Below are 18,680 nucleotides of genomic sequence, written 5' to 3' on the forward strand. Positions count from 1 at the left end.
TATACATTTACCAATCAATAGGTTCCTTTCCCATTTGCTGCAAGAGCGCATTGGTGGCACTAAAATGCTTGTTGCCAAACCAGTACCCGCGATTGGCACTTAATGGGGATGGGTGTCCCGAAGTTAGGATATGATGCTTGTTTGCATCAATCAACTTGGCCTTTTTTTTGGCATATCCACCCCAAAGTAGGAAAACAATACCTTCACGTTCTTTGGAGATGGTCTTTATGACGCTATCCGTAAAGGTTTCCCAGCCTTTTCTTTGATGGCTTCCCGCTGCATGGGCCCTTACGGTCAAAGTAGCATTTAAAAGCAATACACCATGGTCTGCCCAGCGTTCCAGATTACCACTTTTGGGATAGGGCTTCCCCAAATCGGTTTCGATTTCCTTAAAGATATTGATCAATGATGGGGGATGCGGTATGCCATCCGTTACGGAAAAACAGAGTCCATTGGCTTGGTTAGGGCCATGATAAGGGTCCTGCCCAATAATGACCACTTTGGTCTTTTGAAACGGACTATGGTCAAAAGCCGCAAAGATCTGTTTGCCCGGTGGGTAACAGGTATGCTCTTGATACTCTTTTTTGACAAAATCGACCAGCCCCTTAAAATAAGGTTGATCAAATTCGTTTGCAAGCGGCTGTTTCCAGCTATCGTGGATATCGATGGTCAAAATGGATGTTTTTTCATGATTACAACCACAAAAATAATCATCCCGGACTTTAATCCTTGAATTTATAGGGAATCTTCCGTTTACGTGCGCAATTTCCACCCACGACGCGGGAAGCCTTACATAAAATAGTCCACCTAAGATAGGTCGGCCCTACGCCGACGCTTGGACAACAGGTTATTTCGACAATTGCTGGTTGAGGTTTTCTTGCTGCCTTACACGATATTTTAGGGTATTCAAATAACGGAGTGCATCGTTTATTTCGTAATCGGTATAGGATTTTGAGGCCCATTGTATCGCGGATTCCAAATCCCCGTTGATCTCATTGCTTATGGCCATATTATAACAGGCACGTCCGGCCACCTTGCTATCTTTATTCGAGGTTTCCAACTGCCAAAGTTCAGCGGCACCTTCCCAATCCCCCGCCTGGGCCCTCCGTTGGGCAATTTTAAAATTATTGGTGCCCTTTACGAAATAATCCCTATTGACCCGATGTGAATAGGGCAATATACGCTGGGCATAGTCCTTCCCGATATATGTACTTGTACTCAAAACCGCTTCTTTTCTACCCATGATAGCTTCATAGGCCTTAACGGGATTGATCCCTTTCCCTACAGAAACCACGGGGTCATTATAAACCAACTCATCGGCAATGCGACGGCTATAGGGGTCATAGATACGCCATCCGTTCTTAACCAAGGTATTCAAGGTCAATTCATGGGCGGGCACCGATGCCTTTATTCCCAGATCATTGGGCAATTGCATGGTAGTCATCTTATAGGTCACTCGGGTATCGGTATCGTAAAACGCCAATGAAAATATGGCGTCTACTTTATATTGCTCGCACAGGGATTCTATATCTTCCCAGTTCAATGGCGCTGGAAACACACTGAGCCCCTTCTTCAATTGGGGATTATCCTGGATAATCACCACCTCTTGTATGTTTTGGTTTTGTTGCAGTTGTTCTTTTAAGGCCAAAACAGCGGCTTTGGAACCCTCTTCATCAAAATGCAAGCCCTCCACCGATAAAAGTTTATCGACCTGATCGGCAACCTTATTTCCCTCGGCAGGCAAACTGCGGTTGATAATCCCTATTCGGGTTACATCCTTGGAAAGGGTTACGGGTGCCGGTTCAATGGCACTCATGGTCAGATTGTTGGTCGCACTGCAACCTACAAAAAGTAAGGATAACAAGGCTATTGCAATAAATGGGTTACGATTTCTCATTGGGTTGGATTTTGAATAGAACGTAAAAAGAATGGCTTATCGTATATACAAGCAGTAAAATCAATCGATCAGGAAGCCAAAAAACCGATAGAAAAACAAGGTATTTGGTTAAGGATTTCAAAAGTTCGCCATATCATCCCTAAATCATACCTTTGCAATCGATTTATAAAGGCAAATGGGTACGATTCATTCAAAAACACTTCAAGATTTAGAATTCGATACGGTATTGAAACAGCTTTCCGTACGCTGCACTACCGAATTGGGTAAACAGAGGGCTTTGGACATTGCCCCATTACCCGATGTGGAAGCCATACATCGCCAACTGGGACAAACTTCTGAGTATTTATCCTCCCTGATCAGTGACAATCGTATTCCCAACCATGGGTTTGACAGTATAGACGGAGACCTGAAATTGCTCAAAATCGAAAACACCACCCTTGAGATCATTGGTTTTCGACGTATTGGAAACATTTGCAAGACCGTTGCCGACCATAAAAAGTTCTTTAAGAAATTCAAGGAGTATTTCCCTTTGTTGTTCGAGGCTACGGAAGAAATCCAACTAAACACCGAAATACCGGCACATATTGATTCCGTTATCGACCGTTTTGGGGAGATCAAGGACAATGCCTCCGATAAATTATTGAGCATACGCCAAGAAATCAATGAGGTAAAAGGAAAGATCAACCAAAGTTTCGCTTCGGCATTGAACACCTATAAAACTTCCGATTATTTGGATGACATTCGGGAGTCGGTCGTTGAGAACCGTCGGGTCTTGGCGGTAAAGGCGATGTATCGCAAGAAAGTAAAAGGTACGGTTATGGGATCCTCCAAAACCGGTAGTATCGTCTATATAGAGCCTGAGGCCTCCTTGCGATACAGCAGGCAACTGAACAATCTGGAATTCGATGAACGGGAGGAAGTACAGCGGATCCTTAATGAACTAACGGGGCGCATTCGGCCCTTTTCCCCTTTTTTAAGCGATTATCAAGAATACTTGGCCCATATGGATATTACCGCGGGCAAAGCAAAGTACGCCTCTGAAATGAACGCCATATTGCCGAAAATCAGTGAGGAGCGTAAGATGTTCTTAAGGGATGCCTACCATCCCCTACTTTTCCTAAGCAATAAGTTGAAACGTGCGAAAACGTATCCGCAGACCATAGAATTACAGCCAGACAACCGGATCATCGTTATTTCGGGTCCCAATGCCGGGGGGAAGAGTATTACCCTAAAAACCATTGGCTTGCTACAGGTCATGTTGCAAAGCGGTTTTTTGGTCCCTGTGCACGAACGCTCCTCCATGTGCTTGTTCAAAAAGGTCCTTACGGATATCGGGGACAACCAATCCATCGAAAACCATTTGAGCACCTATAGCTATCGGCTAAAGAACATGAACAATTTCTTGAGGAAATGCAATAGCAAGACCTTGTTCCTAATCGATGAATTCGGGACCGGAAGTGACCCTGAGTTGGGAGGGGCCTTGGCCGAGGCCTTCCTAGAGGTGTTCTATGAACGTGGAGCCTATGGAGTGATTACCACCCACTACGCCAATTTAAAGGCCTTGGCCAATGAATTGCCGCATTGTACGAATGCGAACATGCTCTTTAATTCGAAAACCTTGGAACCCACCTTCCAATTGGTATTGGGACAAGCGGGTAGCTCGTTCACTTTTGAGGTGGCACAAAAGAACGGCATCCCCTACTCGCTCATCAACAAGGCAAAGAAGAAGATAGAGCGCGGAAAAGTACGCTTTGATGCCACCATAGCCAAACTACAGAAAGAACGCAGCAAAATGGCTGAAACAGGCTCTAAACTGCATGAGGAGGAGTTAAAGGCAAGGGAAGAAGCCCGTAGACTTGAAACCTTGAACTCCAAGATCAAATCCAAACTGGAGAATTATCAGGAATTATACGACCACAACCAGCGAATGATCTATTTGGGAAATAAGGTGAATACTGCTGCGGAACACTATTTCCACGATAAGAAAAAACGGGTGTTGGTTTCAGAATTGTTGCGTATTGTGGAGACCGAGAACAGTAAACGCAAGAAGAAGCCCGTCAAGGAAGTGAAAGCAGCACGGGCCAAGAAAGTCCAGGTGGCCCAGGAAGTAGAAAAAGAAGTCAAGGTTATACGCGAAAAAAAGAAAGTAGCGAAAAAGAAAGCGGTCATCGCCGAAAAGAACAAGCCCCGCCCTGTTTTTAATATCGGGGACCGTGTGCGAATGATAGATGGTAAGGCCGTTGGCAGTATCGATAACCTGGAAAAGAACAAGGCATTCGTGAATTATGGCCTGTTCACCACCAATGTAAGTGTGGATCAGTTGGAGTTGGTGGAGGCCAAAAAATAAGACTGCTTCTCCCCAATATTGGGTTGTACTGAATTTGATTATCAATATATTACAATAATCGTATATGATTTTTAACTAAAAACAAACACCTTTGATTATGGAATTGGAAACCATTTCCTTTGAAAAGGTTATACTTATCTTTCCAGGGAATTGAAACACAACAACAGTGAAATAAAATATGGAGGATACTAAGAAAATAGTGCTTTTTGATGGCGTTTGTAATCTCTGCAATCGGTCTATCCAATTTATCATAAGACATGATAAAAAGGATGAATTCCGTTTTGCAACCCTTCAAGGTGACCTAGGAAAACAACTGGTGAAAGAGCGTCATATCGATACGGAAACCGTAGATTCCATTATTCTTATCGAACCTGGTGTAGCTTATTATACCAAGTCGACCGCGGCCTTGAAAATAGGGATTTCCTTTGGTGGCGCATGGAAAATGCTAACCGTACTGGAATTGATTCCCAGTAGCTTAAGTGATATCGTATACGATTTTATTGCCCGTAACCGATACCAATGGTACGGCAAAAAAGACGCCTGTATGATACCTACACCCGAACTAAAGTCCAAGTTTTTGGAATAGAAGCCCCCCCCTTGTCATTTCGAAGAAGCAACGCGACTGAGAAATCCCATCAAGCCAAGCCACGTCCTAATCAACAATCCACAAAGATTTACGAAAACTAGGATGTGATTCCTCGGCGCTATCGCTTTGTCGGAATGACCAACACGTCATTTCCAAGGAGGAACGACTGAGAAATCACAGTATGCCAAGCTGCGTCTTAAACAACATTCAACAAAGGTTTACGAAAACTAGGATGTGATTACTAGCATACGTTCGGAATGACCCACCGTCATTTCGAAGAAGCAACGCGACTGAGAAATCCCATCAAGTCAAGCCACGTCTAAATCAACAATCCACAAAGATTTACGAAAACCAGGATGTGATTCCTCGGCGCTATCGCTTTGTCGGAATGACCCACCGTCATTTCGAAGAAGCAACGCGACTGAGAAATCCCATCAAACCGAGCCGCATCTTAATCAACTATCCACAAAGGTTTACGAAAACTAGGATGTGATTCCTCGGCGCTATCGCTTTGTCGGAATGACCCCTCCGTCATTTCGAAGGAGGAACGCGACTGAGAAATCCCATCAAACCGAGCCACTTCTTAATCAACCATCCACAAGGGTTTTTACCAAGCGGGATGTGATTCCCCACATACGTTCGGAACGACCCACCGTCATTTCGAAGGAGGAACGACTGAGAAATCACATCAAGCCAAGCCACGTCTAAATCAACAATCCACAAAGATTTACGAAAACCAGGATGTGATTCCTCGGCGCTATCGCTTTGTCGGAATGACCCACCGTCATTTCGAAGGAGGAACGACTGAGAAATCACATCAAGCCAAGCCACGTCTTAAACAACAATCCACAAAGATTTACGAAAACCAGGATGTGATTCCCCACATACGTTCGGAACGACCCACCGTCATTTCGAAGGAGGAACGCGACTGAGAAATCCCATCAAACCGAGCCACGTCTTAATCAACCATCCACAAGGGTTTTTACCAAGCGGGATGTGATTCCCCACATACATTCGGAACGACCTACCGTCATTTCAAAGGAGGAACGCGACTGAGAAATCAAAGTATGCCGAGCTGCGTCTTAAACAACATTCAACAAAGGTTTACGAAAACTAGGATGTGATTCCTCGGCGCTATCGCTTTGTCGGAATGACCAACACGTCATTTCCAAGAAGGAACGATTGGGAAATCACATCAAGCCAAGCCACGTCTTAATCAACAATCCACAAAGATTTACGAAAACCAGGATGCGATTCCCCTCATACGTTCGGAATGACCCACCGTCATTTCGAAGGAGGAATTATTGGGACACCCTATCCCCTACCACAAACCAGCACACGGCTTAAATCGTATACGGTTATTCGTCCAGTTAAAAGTAAAATGCTATTGGTTTACCAGGACGATATACATCTTCCCTAACCCAAAACACACTTTTCCTCACCCCTTGCCCCCTTTCACGCAACCGTGGTTTTTTAATTGTCTTTCAAGAGGGACCTTAGATAAACTTTAAAATCCAACACAATGAAAAAATTAGTACTTCTCCTCTTTCTAATCCCCATACTATTCTACGGGAACGATAAAAAAATACCGACGAAGATCAAAGAGGTCACCGTATTCCTAAGTGGTGCCCAAATAACACGAGTGGCACAGGTACAGCTTACCCCTGGAACGAGTGAATTTACACTTATCGGACTCTCCCCCCAAATCGATGAAAGCAGCATCCGGATTTCAGGGTTAAAGTCAGCCTCCATCCTGTCCTTGCAATTTGACATTGATTATTTATCCCCTTTAGAAGACAATCCGCAAATAACCAATCTTCAAAAAGCAATCGATGGGCACGAACATCAAATTGCGTTACTAAAAAACAATATCTCCGGGTTCGAGGAAGAACAAAAGGTCATCAATGCCAATAGATTGATCGGTGGAAACAACACCGCCTTGGATTTGGACCGGATCAAACAGATAAGCTCGTATTACCGTGAGCGGATAATAGCCATTAAAAATGAAATACTGCAAACCGATCAAACCATAGGGTTGTTGAACCTAGAACTTGAAAAATATCGCAAACAATTGGTCGAAATCAACAACACCCCAATCAAGGAACAAGGCGTAATACGCCTGAAAATAGACACTTCCATAGCTACAACCTTACCACTTCAAATATCGTATACGATTAAGGATGCCGGATGGATACCGAATTATGACATAAAATCACGTCAATTGGACGCCCCCTTGCGACTGACCTATAAAGCCCATGTGTATCAAAAAACGGGGGTGGACTGGAATAACGTCAAAATCAGTCTATCCACAGGAAATCCATCCTTGAATATCGTCAAACCGGATATGGGCCCAAAGTATCTCAACTTTATAAACCCTAATGCTGCGCGACATCAAGGGCCTATTAAGAAACAAAAATATTTTTATAACCCCACGGTCAAAGAAGTCATGGGTCAGGTCACAGACGCATCGGGAATGCCCCTACCCGGAGCAAATGTAATGATCAAAGGCACCTCCTTGGGTACCCTAACCGATTATGACGGCAATTATTCGTTGGAAGTCCCTAATGGAAAGGAATTGGCCATTACATACATAGGGTACACCCGTTTAGAAATCCCCATCTATAGTTCGATTATTAATTGCCGTTTAGAGGAAAGTGCCGAACTCCTTGAAGAAGTGGTGGTAACAGGTTATGGTATCTCCGGATCTTCGTCCGGGGTAAGGATTAGGGGCTTATCCAGTAAATCAAACCATACGAAAACCCCTGAACCCGTTACCCCACTATATATTATCGACGGAGTGCCTGTTGATGGCTTTATTGAGGGGGATTTGGATGAAAACGAAATCCAATCCATCGACATCCTGAAAGGAGACAATGCCATCAGCTTATATGGTAATCGCGGAGGTCATGGTGTTATTGTCATTACCACAAAGAAAAGCACTGTGGATACAGGGGCTACAAATACCAAGTTCGTCATTAAGAAACCTTATTCCCTACCCTCAAATGGGGACATAACGGCCATTGAACTGAATACTTTTGAATTAAAGGCCGAATACAGCTATTTTGCGGCTCCCGTCCTCAATGAAAATGTTTTCATGACAGCAACCGTTATGGATTGGGAACAACATAGCATGTTGCCGGGAGAGGCCAACGTTTATTTTGAGGGAAGGCTTGCTGGAAAAACAACGATTGATCCGTATACAACGGACAAGGAAATAACCTTATCCCTGGGTATTGATCCCGACATCACCGTGACCCGCTCACAGGATCGGAATTTTAAAAGTAGATCTTTCACTGGGAGCAATCGCATCCTCGACAGAACCTACGAATTAGTGGTAAAAAACAACAAATCCACTCCCGTACAAATAAAACTGATGGATCGTGTGCCCTTATCCCAGAACAAGGAGATAAAAGTAGATGACATCGAACCGAACAATGCTTCCTTGAATGCCAAAAAAGGCCTATTGACTTGGGAGCTTCAAATAGCCCCAAAACAAAGTACAACGGAAACTTTTTCCTTCAAGGTAAAATACCCAAAACACAAGTCCATTTCGATTTAATATCAGTTTTCATAAAGAAGTGTGAAAAGCAACGTAAATCGGAAGTGATCCGTTAATTTTGCACCACTCAATTGGGGTTCGTCAATACACTGTACGAACCCCAAAAATCAAAATTTATGATAATGACTTCACATTGGATTTTTGATTTTTTGGTAGATCGTGGATTTTCCGATTCATGGGCTGAGACTATCAATATGCTCATTTTGCTGTTAATAGTTTTGATCGTACTTTTTGTTTTTGATTATTTTTTACGAAAAGTCATTGTGGGTATATTCAATCGCCTATCCCTCTTATCCAAATCAAAATTCGATGACCTATTGGTAAAAAACAAAGTACCTAGGAACATTGCCCATATTATTCCCGTGGTTGTGGCTTATAAGGCCATTCCAGAAATATTCCGGGATTTCCCGAATGCAGAAATCTTTTTCTCCAAAACCATAGAGGTCTTTGGTATAGTGTTATTCCTATGGGTCGTTCGCAGTTTGCTGAATACGTTTAAGGACTTCCTTAAATCCCTCGCCAGTCTTCGGGATAAACCCATAGATAGCTACATACAGGTATTTATGATATTTGCTTGGTCTATTGGGTTGTTCTATGCCTTTTCGATTATTTCAGGTATTGAACTTTGGAAATTCCTTACGGCATTAGGTACCGCATCGGCGGTCATAATCCTTGTTTTCAAGGATACCATTTTAGGGTTTGTTGCCAGTATACAAGTCTCTATCAATGATATGGTACGTATAGGGGATTGGATTACTTTTGAGAAATACGGGGCTGATGGTGATGTTATTGAAATAACCCTAGCAACGGTAAAAGTGCAGAATTTCGATAAGACCATTACCACGATTCCAACCTATGCCTTAATCTCCGACTCCTTCAAGAACTGGAGGGGCATGGATGATTCAGGGGGAAGACGTATCAAAAGGGCCCTTATCATCAAACAGGAAAGCATCAAATTCTTGACCAAAGAAAGTGTTGAGGCCCTTAAAAAGATTGAATTGATTCGTAATTATCTTGAAACCCGGGGTAAAGCCATTAACACCTTCAATAGTGAAAATGAAATAGACAAATCACTTTTGATCAATGGAAAGAACCTTACGAACGTGGGGGTTTTCAGAAAATATATCGATACTTATATCAACGCCCATTCCGGAATAAACAAGGACATGACCATTATGGTGCGTCATTTGGAACCTACCCCTCAAGGATTGCCCATTGAGGTCTACGCCTTTAGTAGTGATAAACGGTGGGCCAATTACGAATATATCATGGCCGATATTTTCGATCATCTTTTGGCGGCCATACCCTATTTTGAACTGGAAGGTTTTGAATTGCCCAGTAGTGCCAATTTTAAGAAATAGGAAGTCATTTCGAAGGAAGAACGACTGGAAAATCACAGTAAGCCGAGCTGCGCCTTAAACAACATTCAACAAAGCTTTACGAAAACTAGGATGTGATTCCTCGGCGCTATCGCTTTGTCGGAATGACCAACCCGTCATTTCGAAGGAGGAACAACTGGGAAATCACAGTATGCCGAGCTGCGCCTAAACAACATTCAACAAAGTTTTACGACAACTAGGATGTGATTCCTCGGCGCTATCGCTTTGTCGGAATGACCTACCGTCATTTCGAAGGAAGAACGACTGGAAAATCACAGTAAGCCGAGCTGCGCCTTAAACAACATTCAACAAAGCTTTACGAAAACTAGGATGTGATTCCTCGGCGCTATCGCTTTGTCGGAATGACCTACCGTCATTTCGAAGGAGGAACGACTGGGAAATCACAGTATGCCGAGCTGCGCCTTAAACAACATTCAACAAAGGTTTACGAAAATTAGGATGTGATTCCTCGGCGCTATCGCTTTGTCGAAAGGACCTACCGTCATTTCGAAGGAGGAACGACTGGGAAATCACTGTATGCCAAGCTGCGCCTTAAACAACATTCAACAAAGATTTATGAAAACTAGGATGTGATTCCTCGGCACTATCGCTTTGTCGGAATGACCAACCCGTCATTTCGAGGAAGGAACGACTGGGAAATCACAGTATGCCGAGCTGCGCCTAAACAACATTCATCAAAGGTTTATGAAAACTAGGATGTGATTCCTCGGCGCTATCGCTTTGTCGGAATGACCTAGCGTCATTTCTAAGGAGGAACGACTGGGAAATCACAGTAAGCCGAGCTGCGTCTTAAACAACATTCATCAAAGGTTTATGAAAATCAGGAAGTACTCTTACCAAGGGTCTTTATAAAACCCTGCGTCCTACTTGACTTCATCCAAGTGGTCATCCCAATTCTCAACATGGGGCTCGCCGAGTTTACCTACCGATTTTGCCACAACCGTCGCAACCGTGGCATCCCCGGTCACATTGATTATGGTACGACACATATCCAAGGGACGGTCTACCGCGAATATCAAAGCCAAGCCAATAGCGAGTTTATCCGCTGGGAAACCTACGGATTCCAATACAATGACCAACATAACCATGCCCGCTCCTGGTACCGCAGCAGAACCTATTGATGCCAGTAAGGCCGTAAGTACGATGATCAATTGGTCCCCCAACCCTAGGTGAAAGTCCAACGCTTGGGCGATAAATACGGCTGCAACACCTTGGTAAAGGCTTGTACCGTCCATATTGATGGTAGCCCCTACCGGTAATACAAAACTGGAAACTTCCTTGTCCACACCAATGTGCTCTTCCACCCTTTCCATAGTCACAGGCAAGGTTGCTGCACTCGAACTGGTCGAAAATGCCAATAATTGGGCCGGACTAATCTCCTTTAAAAACCAAAATGGATTCTTCTTTGTATATACCGAAATTAAGATCATATAGAAAACAACCATGAAAAACAACCCCAACACCACAACCCCAGCATACTTAAGCAAAGCCAATAACAGATCGGGGTCACTTGAGGATACCACAACACCGGCCAATAGGGCAAAAACAGCCACTGGTGCTGTTAACATGATCAAATCGACCATTTTCAAAACCACATCGTTAAGGGCATCAAAAAATCTTTTAAGGGGTTTTGATTTTTCCTCCCCGATCAACAACATGGAAATACCCATAAAGATGGTGAAGAATATCACCTGGAGCATCAATCTATTATCGCTCATCGACTTTATGGCGTTGTCCGGCACCATATTGACCAGAAAACTAAGCGGACCCGCCTCCTTTTGTTTTGAAGCTTCCGCTATTTTAGAAGTGACCCCACTATCATTGGCGTAGGCCGTAGTCAACCTATCAATGGTGTCTTGTGAGATGCCGTCACCGGGACGCATGATATTGACCAAAATCAACCCAATGGTAATGGCCACAATCGTGGTACATACATAAATCACTATGGTTCGAATACCGATATTCCTGAATTTTGAAATATCCTTAAGATCGGAAATACCCTTGATCAAGGACGCAATTATCAATGGAATGGCTATTAACTTCAGGAGTTTGACAAAAATAGTACCTAGTGGTTGGATCCAGTCTGAAACAAAATCCCCACCCCAACTTATCTGTGTCATGGCAAATCCGAATAATATTCCAAGGAACATTCCCAAGATTATCTGCCAGTGCAATTCCATTTTCTTCATAGACCTATATTTAAATTGGAATGGAAATATACCAATTTGTTTGGAAAGGTCGAAGAAGTGGCTACAATTTTATCGTCCGCTCCAGTAAAGAATAATCGGCAAGGACCAATGCCGCCATGGCCTCAACAATAGGTACCGCCCTTGGAACGACACAGGGATCGTGACGGCCTTTACCCTTTGTCACTACCTTGTTTCCTTCTTTATCAATGGTTTCATAAGGCTGTATCACCGTGGCTACCGGCTTAAAGGCAACATTGAAATAAATATCCATTCCATTACTGATGCCTCCTTGAATACCCCCACTGTGATTGGTTTTAGTGCTTCCGTCCGGGTTGTATTGATCATTGTGCTTACTACCCTTCATTTTGACCCCTTCAAATCCACTTCCGTATTCAAACCCCTTTACAGCATTGATAGACAACATGGCCTTACCCAATTCAGCATGTAGTTTGTCAAAAACAGGCTCTCCCAAACCAATGGGTACATTTTGGATAACACAGGAGATCACCCCCCCGATAGTATCTCCCTCTTTACGCACATTCTTGATATAATCCTCCATTTTCGAAGCCATCTCGGGGTCTGGGCAACGTACAGGATTTGATTCAATCAATGAAAAATCGAGCTCTTGATAATCCTTGGCCAGTTTCAAGTCACCAACCTGGGAAACATAAGCATTGATTTTTATACCTGACAGGAATTGTTTGGCAATAGCCCCGGCCACTACCCTACTGGCGGTTTCCCGGGCCGAACTCCGACCCCCTCCGCGATAATCGCGGAAACCATACTTTTGATCATAGACATAATCGGCATGGGAAGGCCTGTAAGAATCTTTAATATGCGAATAGTCGCCAGATTTTTGATTCGTATTGTGAATGGCAAAACCAATGGGTGTTCCCGTGGTTTTGCCTTCGAATATTCCGGAATAGAATTCCACGGTATCGGGCTCCTTACGCTGGGTCACTATGGCCGATTGACCTGGTTTACGCCGGTCAAGTTCCTTTTGGATGGCCTTGAGGTCAATTGAAATCCCTGGGGGACATCCATCTAAAACCCCGCCAATTGCAGCGCCATGCGATTCCCCGAAAGTGGATAATTTAAAAAGGTTACCAAAAGTATTCCCAGCCATACATATTTATTAAGTGAGTGCCAAAGATAATTGTTAATGAACGGATTCAAAAATCAATTTACCAAAGCATTTTTTAAGATTGTAATAGGATGCATTGCATCCCTGTCGGTGCCGTCCTTTATTTGGTGTCTACAACTGGTTCCGTTGGCCGATATAATGGTCGAATCACCACTCTGACGGATGGCAGGAAACAATTTAAGCTCCCCGATTTGCATACTTACATCGTAATGCTCTTTTTCATACCCAAAGGAACCGGCCATACCACAGCAACCGGAACTAATGATGGTCACCGAATAATTTTCGGGCAAATTGAGGATATCAAAAGTCACTTTTTGATTCGACAATGCCTTTTGATGACAATGGTTATGTATTTTAATGGTTTTGGCCTCTTTGGTAAATCTATCGGAAGTCAATAGACCTTTCTCAATCTCTTTGGCCAAAAATTCCTCAATTAAAAATACGTTATCCGCAATCGCCTTCACCCCTTCTTGATCCGGGACCAATCTTTTGTATTCATCCCTAAAGGATAATATGGCCGATGGTTCTATTCCAAGCACCGGGGTATCCTGTCCTAAAAACAATTTCAATTCCTTGACATTTGCAATAGCCAATTTTTTAGCCTGTTTCAAAAACCCTTTTGACAAATAGGTCCGTCCACTTTCCGCATAAAACAATTGAATATCATACCCCAGTCGGGTAAGCAATTCTATAGCATCCTTACCGAGATCGGTATCCATATAATGGGTAAACTCATCAATATAAAGAACTACCTTTCTTTTTATTTTATTTTCCTGTAATTTAGTATTTTGAAGATGCTTGTTAAAATTAAAACTTGAAACTTTTGGCATAGACCGTTCCTTGGCGACGCCAACCGATTGCTTTAACAATCCACTAAGCCATTCGGAGCCATAAACAGCATTGGTAAGCCAGGCCACCTTACTACTGATTTTATTGAGTTCGGTATTGTATGCAAAGAGTTTGCTTCGCAAAGAATACCCATTTTGTTCTTGGTATTGATATAGAAATTCCGCCTTAAGGCTGGCAATATCCACATTACTGGGACATTCACTGGCACAAGCCTTACAACTTAAACAAAGGTCGAAAACCTCCTTTAATTCACTTTGATTGAATTTATTGGAGCCAGCCCCGTTGGTCAAAAATTCACGAAAGGCATTGGCCCTTCCCCTCGTTGTATCTTTTTCGTTCTTTGTGGCGTGGTAACTAGGGCACATACCTCCTTTGGCATGGTGGGTCTTTCGGCAATCGCCACTCCCATTACATTTTTCCGTAGCCTTTAAAATCCCCTCACTATCGGAAAAATCCATTAAGGTCGGGATTTCCGGTTCATCCCTATCGATCTCATAACGCAGGGATTCATCCATAGGGTAGGCATCGACGATCTTTCCAGGATTGAAAACCCCCTTAGGGTCAAAAGAAGCCTTGATCCGCTTGAGAAGTTCGTAATTCTTTTCCCCAATCATCAATGGGATAAACTCTGCACGGACAATACCATCACCATGTTCCCCACTAAAAGAACCTCGATATTTTTTGGTCAGTTTAGCGACATCCGTGGTTATAGAACGAAACAAAGCCACATCCTTGGATTTCTTAAGGTTCAGTATCGGCCTCAAATGCAGTTCACCTGCACCGGCGTGGGCATAATAAACCGCATTTTGTTTATACCCTTTCATGATTTCACTGAATTCTGCAATAAAATCCTTCAGGTCCTCAAGAGCAACCGCCGTATCCTCAATACAGGCCACGGCCTTCATATCCCCAACGATATTACCCAAGAGCCCAAGTCCCGCTTTTCGAAGTTCAACGGCTTTCGCTATATCTCCCCCATAAAGAATAGGATTGGCATAGCTTAATCCGGAAGCTTTTATAGTCACAATAAGTTTTTGGATCTCGTTTTGAAGTTCTTCCTCACTATCTGCCTTTAGTTCCAGCATCAATAACGCCGCTGGATCCCCTTCCACAAAAAATCGATTTTTGAGTTGGGTGGTATTGTTTTTGGTACAATCCAAAATAACCTTATCCATCATTTCGCATAAGTGCAAACCATGCCCCATAACAGGGACCACATCACTCAAACAATCTTCCAAGGTCGTATAATGCGTGACCACCATGGCGGAATACTTTGGTGGTATTTCATCTAAATGTACCGTAATTTCAGTGGTGAAAGCCAAGGTTCCCTCACTTCCTGTAAGCAGGTTACAGTAGTTGAAGGTTTCTTCGGGACCATCGAAGATGCTGCTTTTCAGCAATTCATCAATCGCATATCCGGTATTTCGCCTATGAATTTCCGGTTTTGGGAATTCACTCTTTATCTCTTCTTGTATTTCCTTATTAGACAACTCATTGAATACGTCTTTATAAATCTTTCCTTCAAGGCCGTCCAAAGCAATTTTTTCTTGGAATTCCCTTTTTGAAAGAGGTTTGAATTCCACTTCGGAACCATCGGACAATATTGTTTTTAAGGAAATAACCTTATCCCTAGTCACCCCATATTGGATGGATGTAGTCCCAGAAGAGTTGTTTCCGACCATTCCCCCCAACATACAACGGTTCGATGTAGACGTATTCGGTCCAAAAAACAATCCGTGTGGTTCCAGGTATTGATTAAGTTCATCACGAATGACGCCCGGCTGTATGGTTACCCGTTTATTTGCAACATCCAAATCAATGATCTGGGTAAAGTGTTTTGATACATCAACAACGATTCCGTCACCCACACACTGTCCGGCCAATGAAGTACCTGCCGTCCTTGGAATAATCCCCATGTTATTTTTGGAAGCGAATTCCACTATTTTCTTAATGTCCCCAACATTCTTAGGAAAAGCAACAGCCTTAGGTATTTTACGGTAAACCGAGGCGTCTGTGGCATACAAGGTTGTACTTAAGTTATCCGTCAGTAATTCGCCTGCAAGTTCCTGCCTCAACACATTCATATTCTCCATGATCGATACGGTACAATTTATCGCGTAAAATTAAGATATTATTTTCAGCAATGTAAAGAATCCTTATTTTTACAACTCAAAAATCAAATCTTATGAAATTTTTAAAAACACTTACGTTAATTGCTTGTATTGCTTCATTTTCGACTGTGTTCAGTCAGGAAATCTCAGAACACGCCATAGGTTTACGTATGGGGGACAGTGATGGTTTTGGAGCGGAAATCTCTTATCAAAAGTCACTTTCACGATATAATCGACTTGAGGTTGATTTAGGATGGAGGGACAATCGTAATTTCAGTGCCTTTAAACTTTCAGGAATTTACCAATGGGTGTTGCCCCTAGACGGTAATTTCAATTGGTACTACGGTGTAGGCGGTGGATTGGGAAATGTAGATTTTGACTATCTTACCAATGATGATGACGGGCTATTTATTTTTGGTGCGGGTGATATAGGTGTAGAATATAATTTTGACATACCCCTTCTGATTTCACTGGATTTCAGACCTGAAATAGGTTTGATAGGATACGATGGTTTCTCGGACAATTTCGACTTTGATATTGCCTTGGGAATACGGTACCAATTCTAAACAACTGACAACCATACAAGAACAAAGCCCCCAACATTTGCCGGGGGCTTTTTATTTATGGGCAGTTATAACTACATTTACACTTCTATAAAAAACATAACGAATGAAAAACATTTTATTACCCCTGATTGCCTTGGGAATTTTAGCTTCTTGCAACTCAAAACCAGAAGGTTACACAATCAACGGAACATTAACCGGTGATGTCGCCGATAGTACTGCGGTATATTTAAAGAAAGCAGGCAAGCAAAATGGCCTTGTCAATGTTGATACAACCATGGTCGTTAACGGAAACTTTGTGTTCACAGGTCAAAAAAACAGTCCTGAAATGCATTTTATCTTTGTAGACCAACTTGGTGGTTATGCAGCTACTATAGTGGAGAATGGTGAAATTGAATTTACGGCCCACAAAGACAGCCTTGGTTTTGCCAAAGCCATCGGCACCCCACAAAATGAATTTCTATACGATTTTCAAAAAAACTCAAGGGAAGTATCAAATCAGGCAATAAACATACAAAAAGACCTTAGAACCGCTACCGGGGCAAGGGATACTGTTTTAGTAAACTCATTACAAGAAGAACTGAATGAGTTACGGGGCGAGTACGAAGCTTTTGAACTTGACTATATAAAATCACACCCCAATGCTTTGATTTCCGCTTTATTGATCGATAGAGCCATTAACACCAAAACATCGACTGGGGAAGAGCTTCGGGAATTGTATGATGGTCTCACCCCTGAAATCAAGGAAACTGAAGCCGCCAAGAAAGTCATGAAAACCCTGGATGCCTTAAATAAGAAGGAAGCCAGTTCCAAAAACACCAGCGTAGGTGCCATTGCCCCTGATTTTTCAGCCCCATCACCCTCAGGGGAATTTTTAGCCCTTAGCGATGTCAAGGGTAAGGTTACCCTTATTGATTTTTGGGCCGCATGGTGCAGACCTTGTCGTGCCGAAAACCCCAACGTTGTAAAGGTGTACAACAAATACAAGGAAAAAGGACTGAGTATCATCGGTGTTTCCTTGGATAAAACAGCGGAAGCCTGGAAAAAGGCCATCAGTGATGACGGATTGGAATGGCACCATGTTTCAAATATTGCCTATTTTGATGATGCCATCGCGAAATTATACAATGTTGACGCCATACCCGCTACTTTCTTACTGGATGAAAATGGAGTCATTGTTGCCAAAAACCTAAGAGGCCCTGCTTTGGAGGCCCGTATTTCGGAATTGCTTGATTGATCGGGCAACCCGCAATAACAAAAAGCCCTTCAAGTGTATTATACTTGAAGGGCTTTTTATGTTTTACAACCTTATTACAAAAAACAGGCGTATGGCAATTAAAATCACCAAGAGCTATTTCGAAGCTCCATAAAAACAAATGGCTTTTAAATTTTACCCAATTTTTCCATCACGAATAGGATAACAATAGGAATGGCCAAGAGAATAACCATTAAGGTGTCGGTAACCAAAAGCTCGGGCTTGAACAACAATGTCGCGACATAACCTCCAATCGCACCTCCAAAATGGGCTGTATGTCCAATATTACCCAAACGCTTTTTCATTCCATAAATAGAATATAACAAATATCCGATACCCAATACATAGGCCGGTAAAGGTATAGGTATGAACATGATTCCCAATCGCATGTCGGGCTGTAATAATATGGCCGCATACAATATTCCCGTAACCGCTCCACTTGCCCCAACAGCACTATAGTAAGGTTCATCCTTATGGAAAAACAACGCCAATAGGCTTCCGGCAATTAGACTTACAAAATAAATCCCCACGAATTTCGCTGGACCGAACCACGAAATGACCACATCGGCAAAAAAATATAGCGTGAACATATTCATAAAGAGGTGGGACATATCCACATGCAGAAAACCTGATGTCAACATTCTATCTTTTTGTCCCGCCTTTATCGCGCCAATTCCAAACTTATACCGTTCGAAAAAATTGGTGTCATTAAATCCTTTTAAGGATACGAGTACATTGGCCGCTATAATGGCAATGGTAGCGATGTGTAAATTATACATG

The 18,680-nt window shown here is 42.8% G+C and carries 12 protein-coding genes; 6 read left to right on the forward strand and 6 right to left on the reverse strand.

The features are described from left to right. Positions 1–7: 7 nt before the first annotated feature. Together ung and HPE56_RS01415 are read right to left on the reverse strand one after the other, a co-directional pair. Positions 8–673 carry a uracil-DNA glycosylase gene (gene ung / locus HPE56_RS01410; RefSeq protein WP_188241983.1) on the reverse strand — a complete coding sequence of 222 codons (666 nt, stop codon included), beginning with the start codon at positions 671–673 and terminating at the stop codon, positions 8–10. Positions 674–847: 174 nt separating this feature from the next. Further along, entirely contained in the window at positions 848–1,897 is a 1,050-nt protein-coding gene (locus HPE56_RS01415; protein ID WP_188241984.1) for a DUF6340 family protein, read from the reverse strand. A 175-nt stretch (positions 1,898–2,072) separates the two neighbouring features. Between HPE56_RS01415 and HPE56_RS01420 the strand changes: the two genes are divergently transcribed. The 4 genes from HPE56_RS01420 (at position 2,073) to HPE56_RS01435 (ending at position 9,750) form a co-directional block, all read left to right on the forward strand. Beyond that, positions 2,073–4,244 (forward strand): endonuclease MutS2, encoded by a 2,172-nt coding sequence (locus HPE56_RS01420; RefSeq protein WP_188241985.1) that lies wholly within the window; start codon positions 2,073–2,075, stop codon positions 4,242–4,244. 178 nt (positions 4,245–4,422) lie between these two features. After that, a complete protein-coding gene (locus HPE56_RS01425; protein ID WP_188241986.1) occupies positions 4,423–4,830 on the forward strand; it encodes a thiol-disulfide oxidoreductase DCC family protein in 408 nt (135 codons plus the stop codon). A 1,522-nt stretch (positions 4,831–6,352) separates the two neighbouring features. Continuing rightward, positions 6,353–8,389 carry a DUF4139 domain-containing protein gene (locus HPE56_RS01430; protein ID WP_188241987.1) on the forward strand — a complete coding sequence of 679 codons (2,037 nt, stop codon included), beginning with the start codon at positions 6,353–6,355 and terminating at the stop codon, positions 8,387–8,389. A 116-nt stretch (positions 8,390–8,505) separates the two neighbouring features. Further along, entirely contained in the window at positions 8,506–9,750 is a 1,245-nt protein-coding gene (locus HPE56_RS01435; RefSeq protein ID WP_188241988.1) for a mechanosensitive ion channel family protein, read from the forward strand. A 902-nt stretch (positions 9,751–10,652) separates the two neighbouring features. Here the strand turns inward: HPE56_RS01435 and HPE56_RS01440 are convergent. The 3 genes from HPE56_RS01440 to HPE56_RS01450 form a co-directional block, all read right to left on the reverse strand. Beyond that, positions 10,653–11,978: a dicarboxylate/amino acid:cation symporter gene (locus HPE56_RS01440; protein ID WP_188241989.1), complete on the reverse strand. Its 1,326-nt coding sequence runs from the start codon at positions 11,976–11,978 to the stop codon at positions 10,653–10,655. A gap of 61 nt (positions 11,979–12,039) precedes the next feature. Beyond that, positions 12,040–13,104: a chorismate synthase gene (gene aroC / locus HPE56_RS01445; RefSeq protein ID WP_188241990.1), complete on the reverse strand. Its 1,065-nt coding sequence runs from the start codon at positions 13,102–13,104 to the stop codon at positions 12,040–12,042. Between the two features lie 53 nt (positions 13,105–13,157). Further along, on the reverse strand, positions 13,158–16,064 hold the full coding sequence (locus HPE56_RS01450; RefSeq protein ID WP_188241991.1) for an FAD-binding and (Fe-S)-binding domain-containing protein: 2,907 nt from the start codon (positions 16,062–16,064) through the stop codon (positions 13,158–13,160). A gap of 92 nt (positions 16,065–16,156) precedes the next feature. On the opposite strand from HPE56_RS01450, the gene HPE56_RS01455 reads away from it, so the two are divergent. Then, positions 16,157–16,648 carry a hypothetical protein gene (locus tag HPE56_RS01455; RefSeq protein ID WP_188241992.1) on the forward strand — a complete coding sequence of 164 codons (492 nt, stop codon included), beginning with the start codon at positions 16,157–16,159 and terminating at the stop codon, positions 16,646–16,648. A gap of 103 nt (positions 16,649–16,751) precedes the next feature. After that, entirely contained in the window at positions 16,752–17,882 is a 1,131-nt protein-coding gene (locus HPE56_RS01460) for a TlpA disulfide reductase family protein (RefSeq protein ID WP_188241993.1), read from the forward strand. A gap of 146 nt (positions 17,883–18,028) precedes the next feature. On the opposite strand, the gene HPE56_RS01465 is transcribed toward HPE56_RS01460, so the two are convergent. Next, positions 18,029–18,679, reverse strand: a complete 651-nt coding sequence (locus HPE56_RS01465) for a rhomboid family intramembrane serine protease (RefSeq protein WP_188241994.1) — start codon at positions 18,677–18,679, stop codon at positions 18,029–18,031. Between the last annotated feature and the right edge of the window lies 1 nt (position 18,680).

Source organism: Maribacter aquimaris (assembly GCF_014596745.1).
Taxonomy (GTDB): domain Bacteria; phylum Bacteroidota; class Bacteroidia; order Flavobacteriales; family Flavobacteriaceae; genus Maribacter_A; species Maribacter_A aquimaris.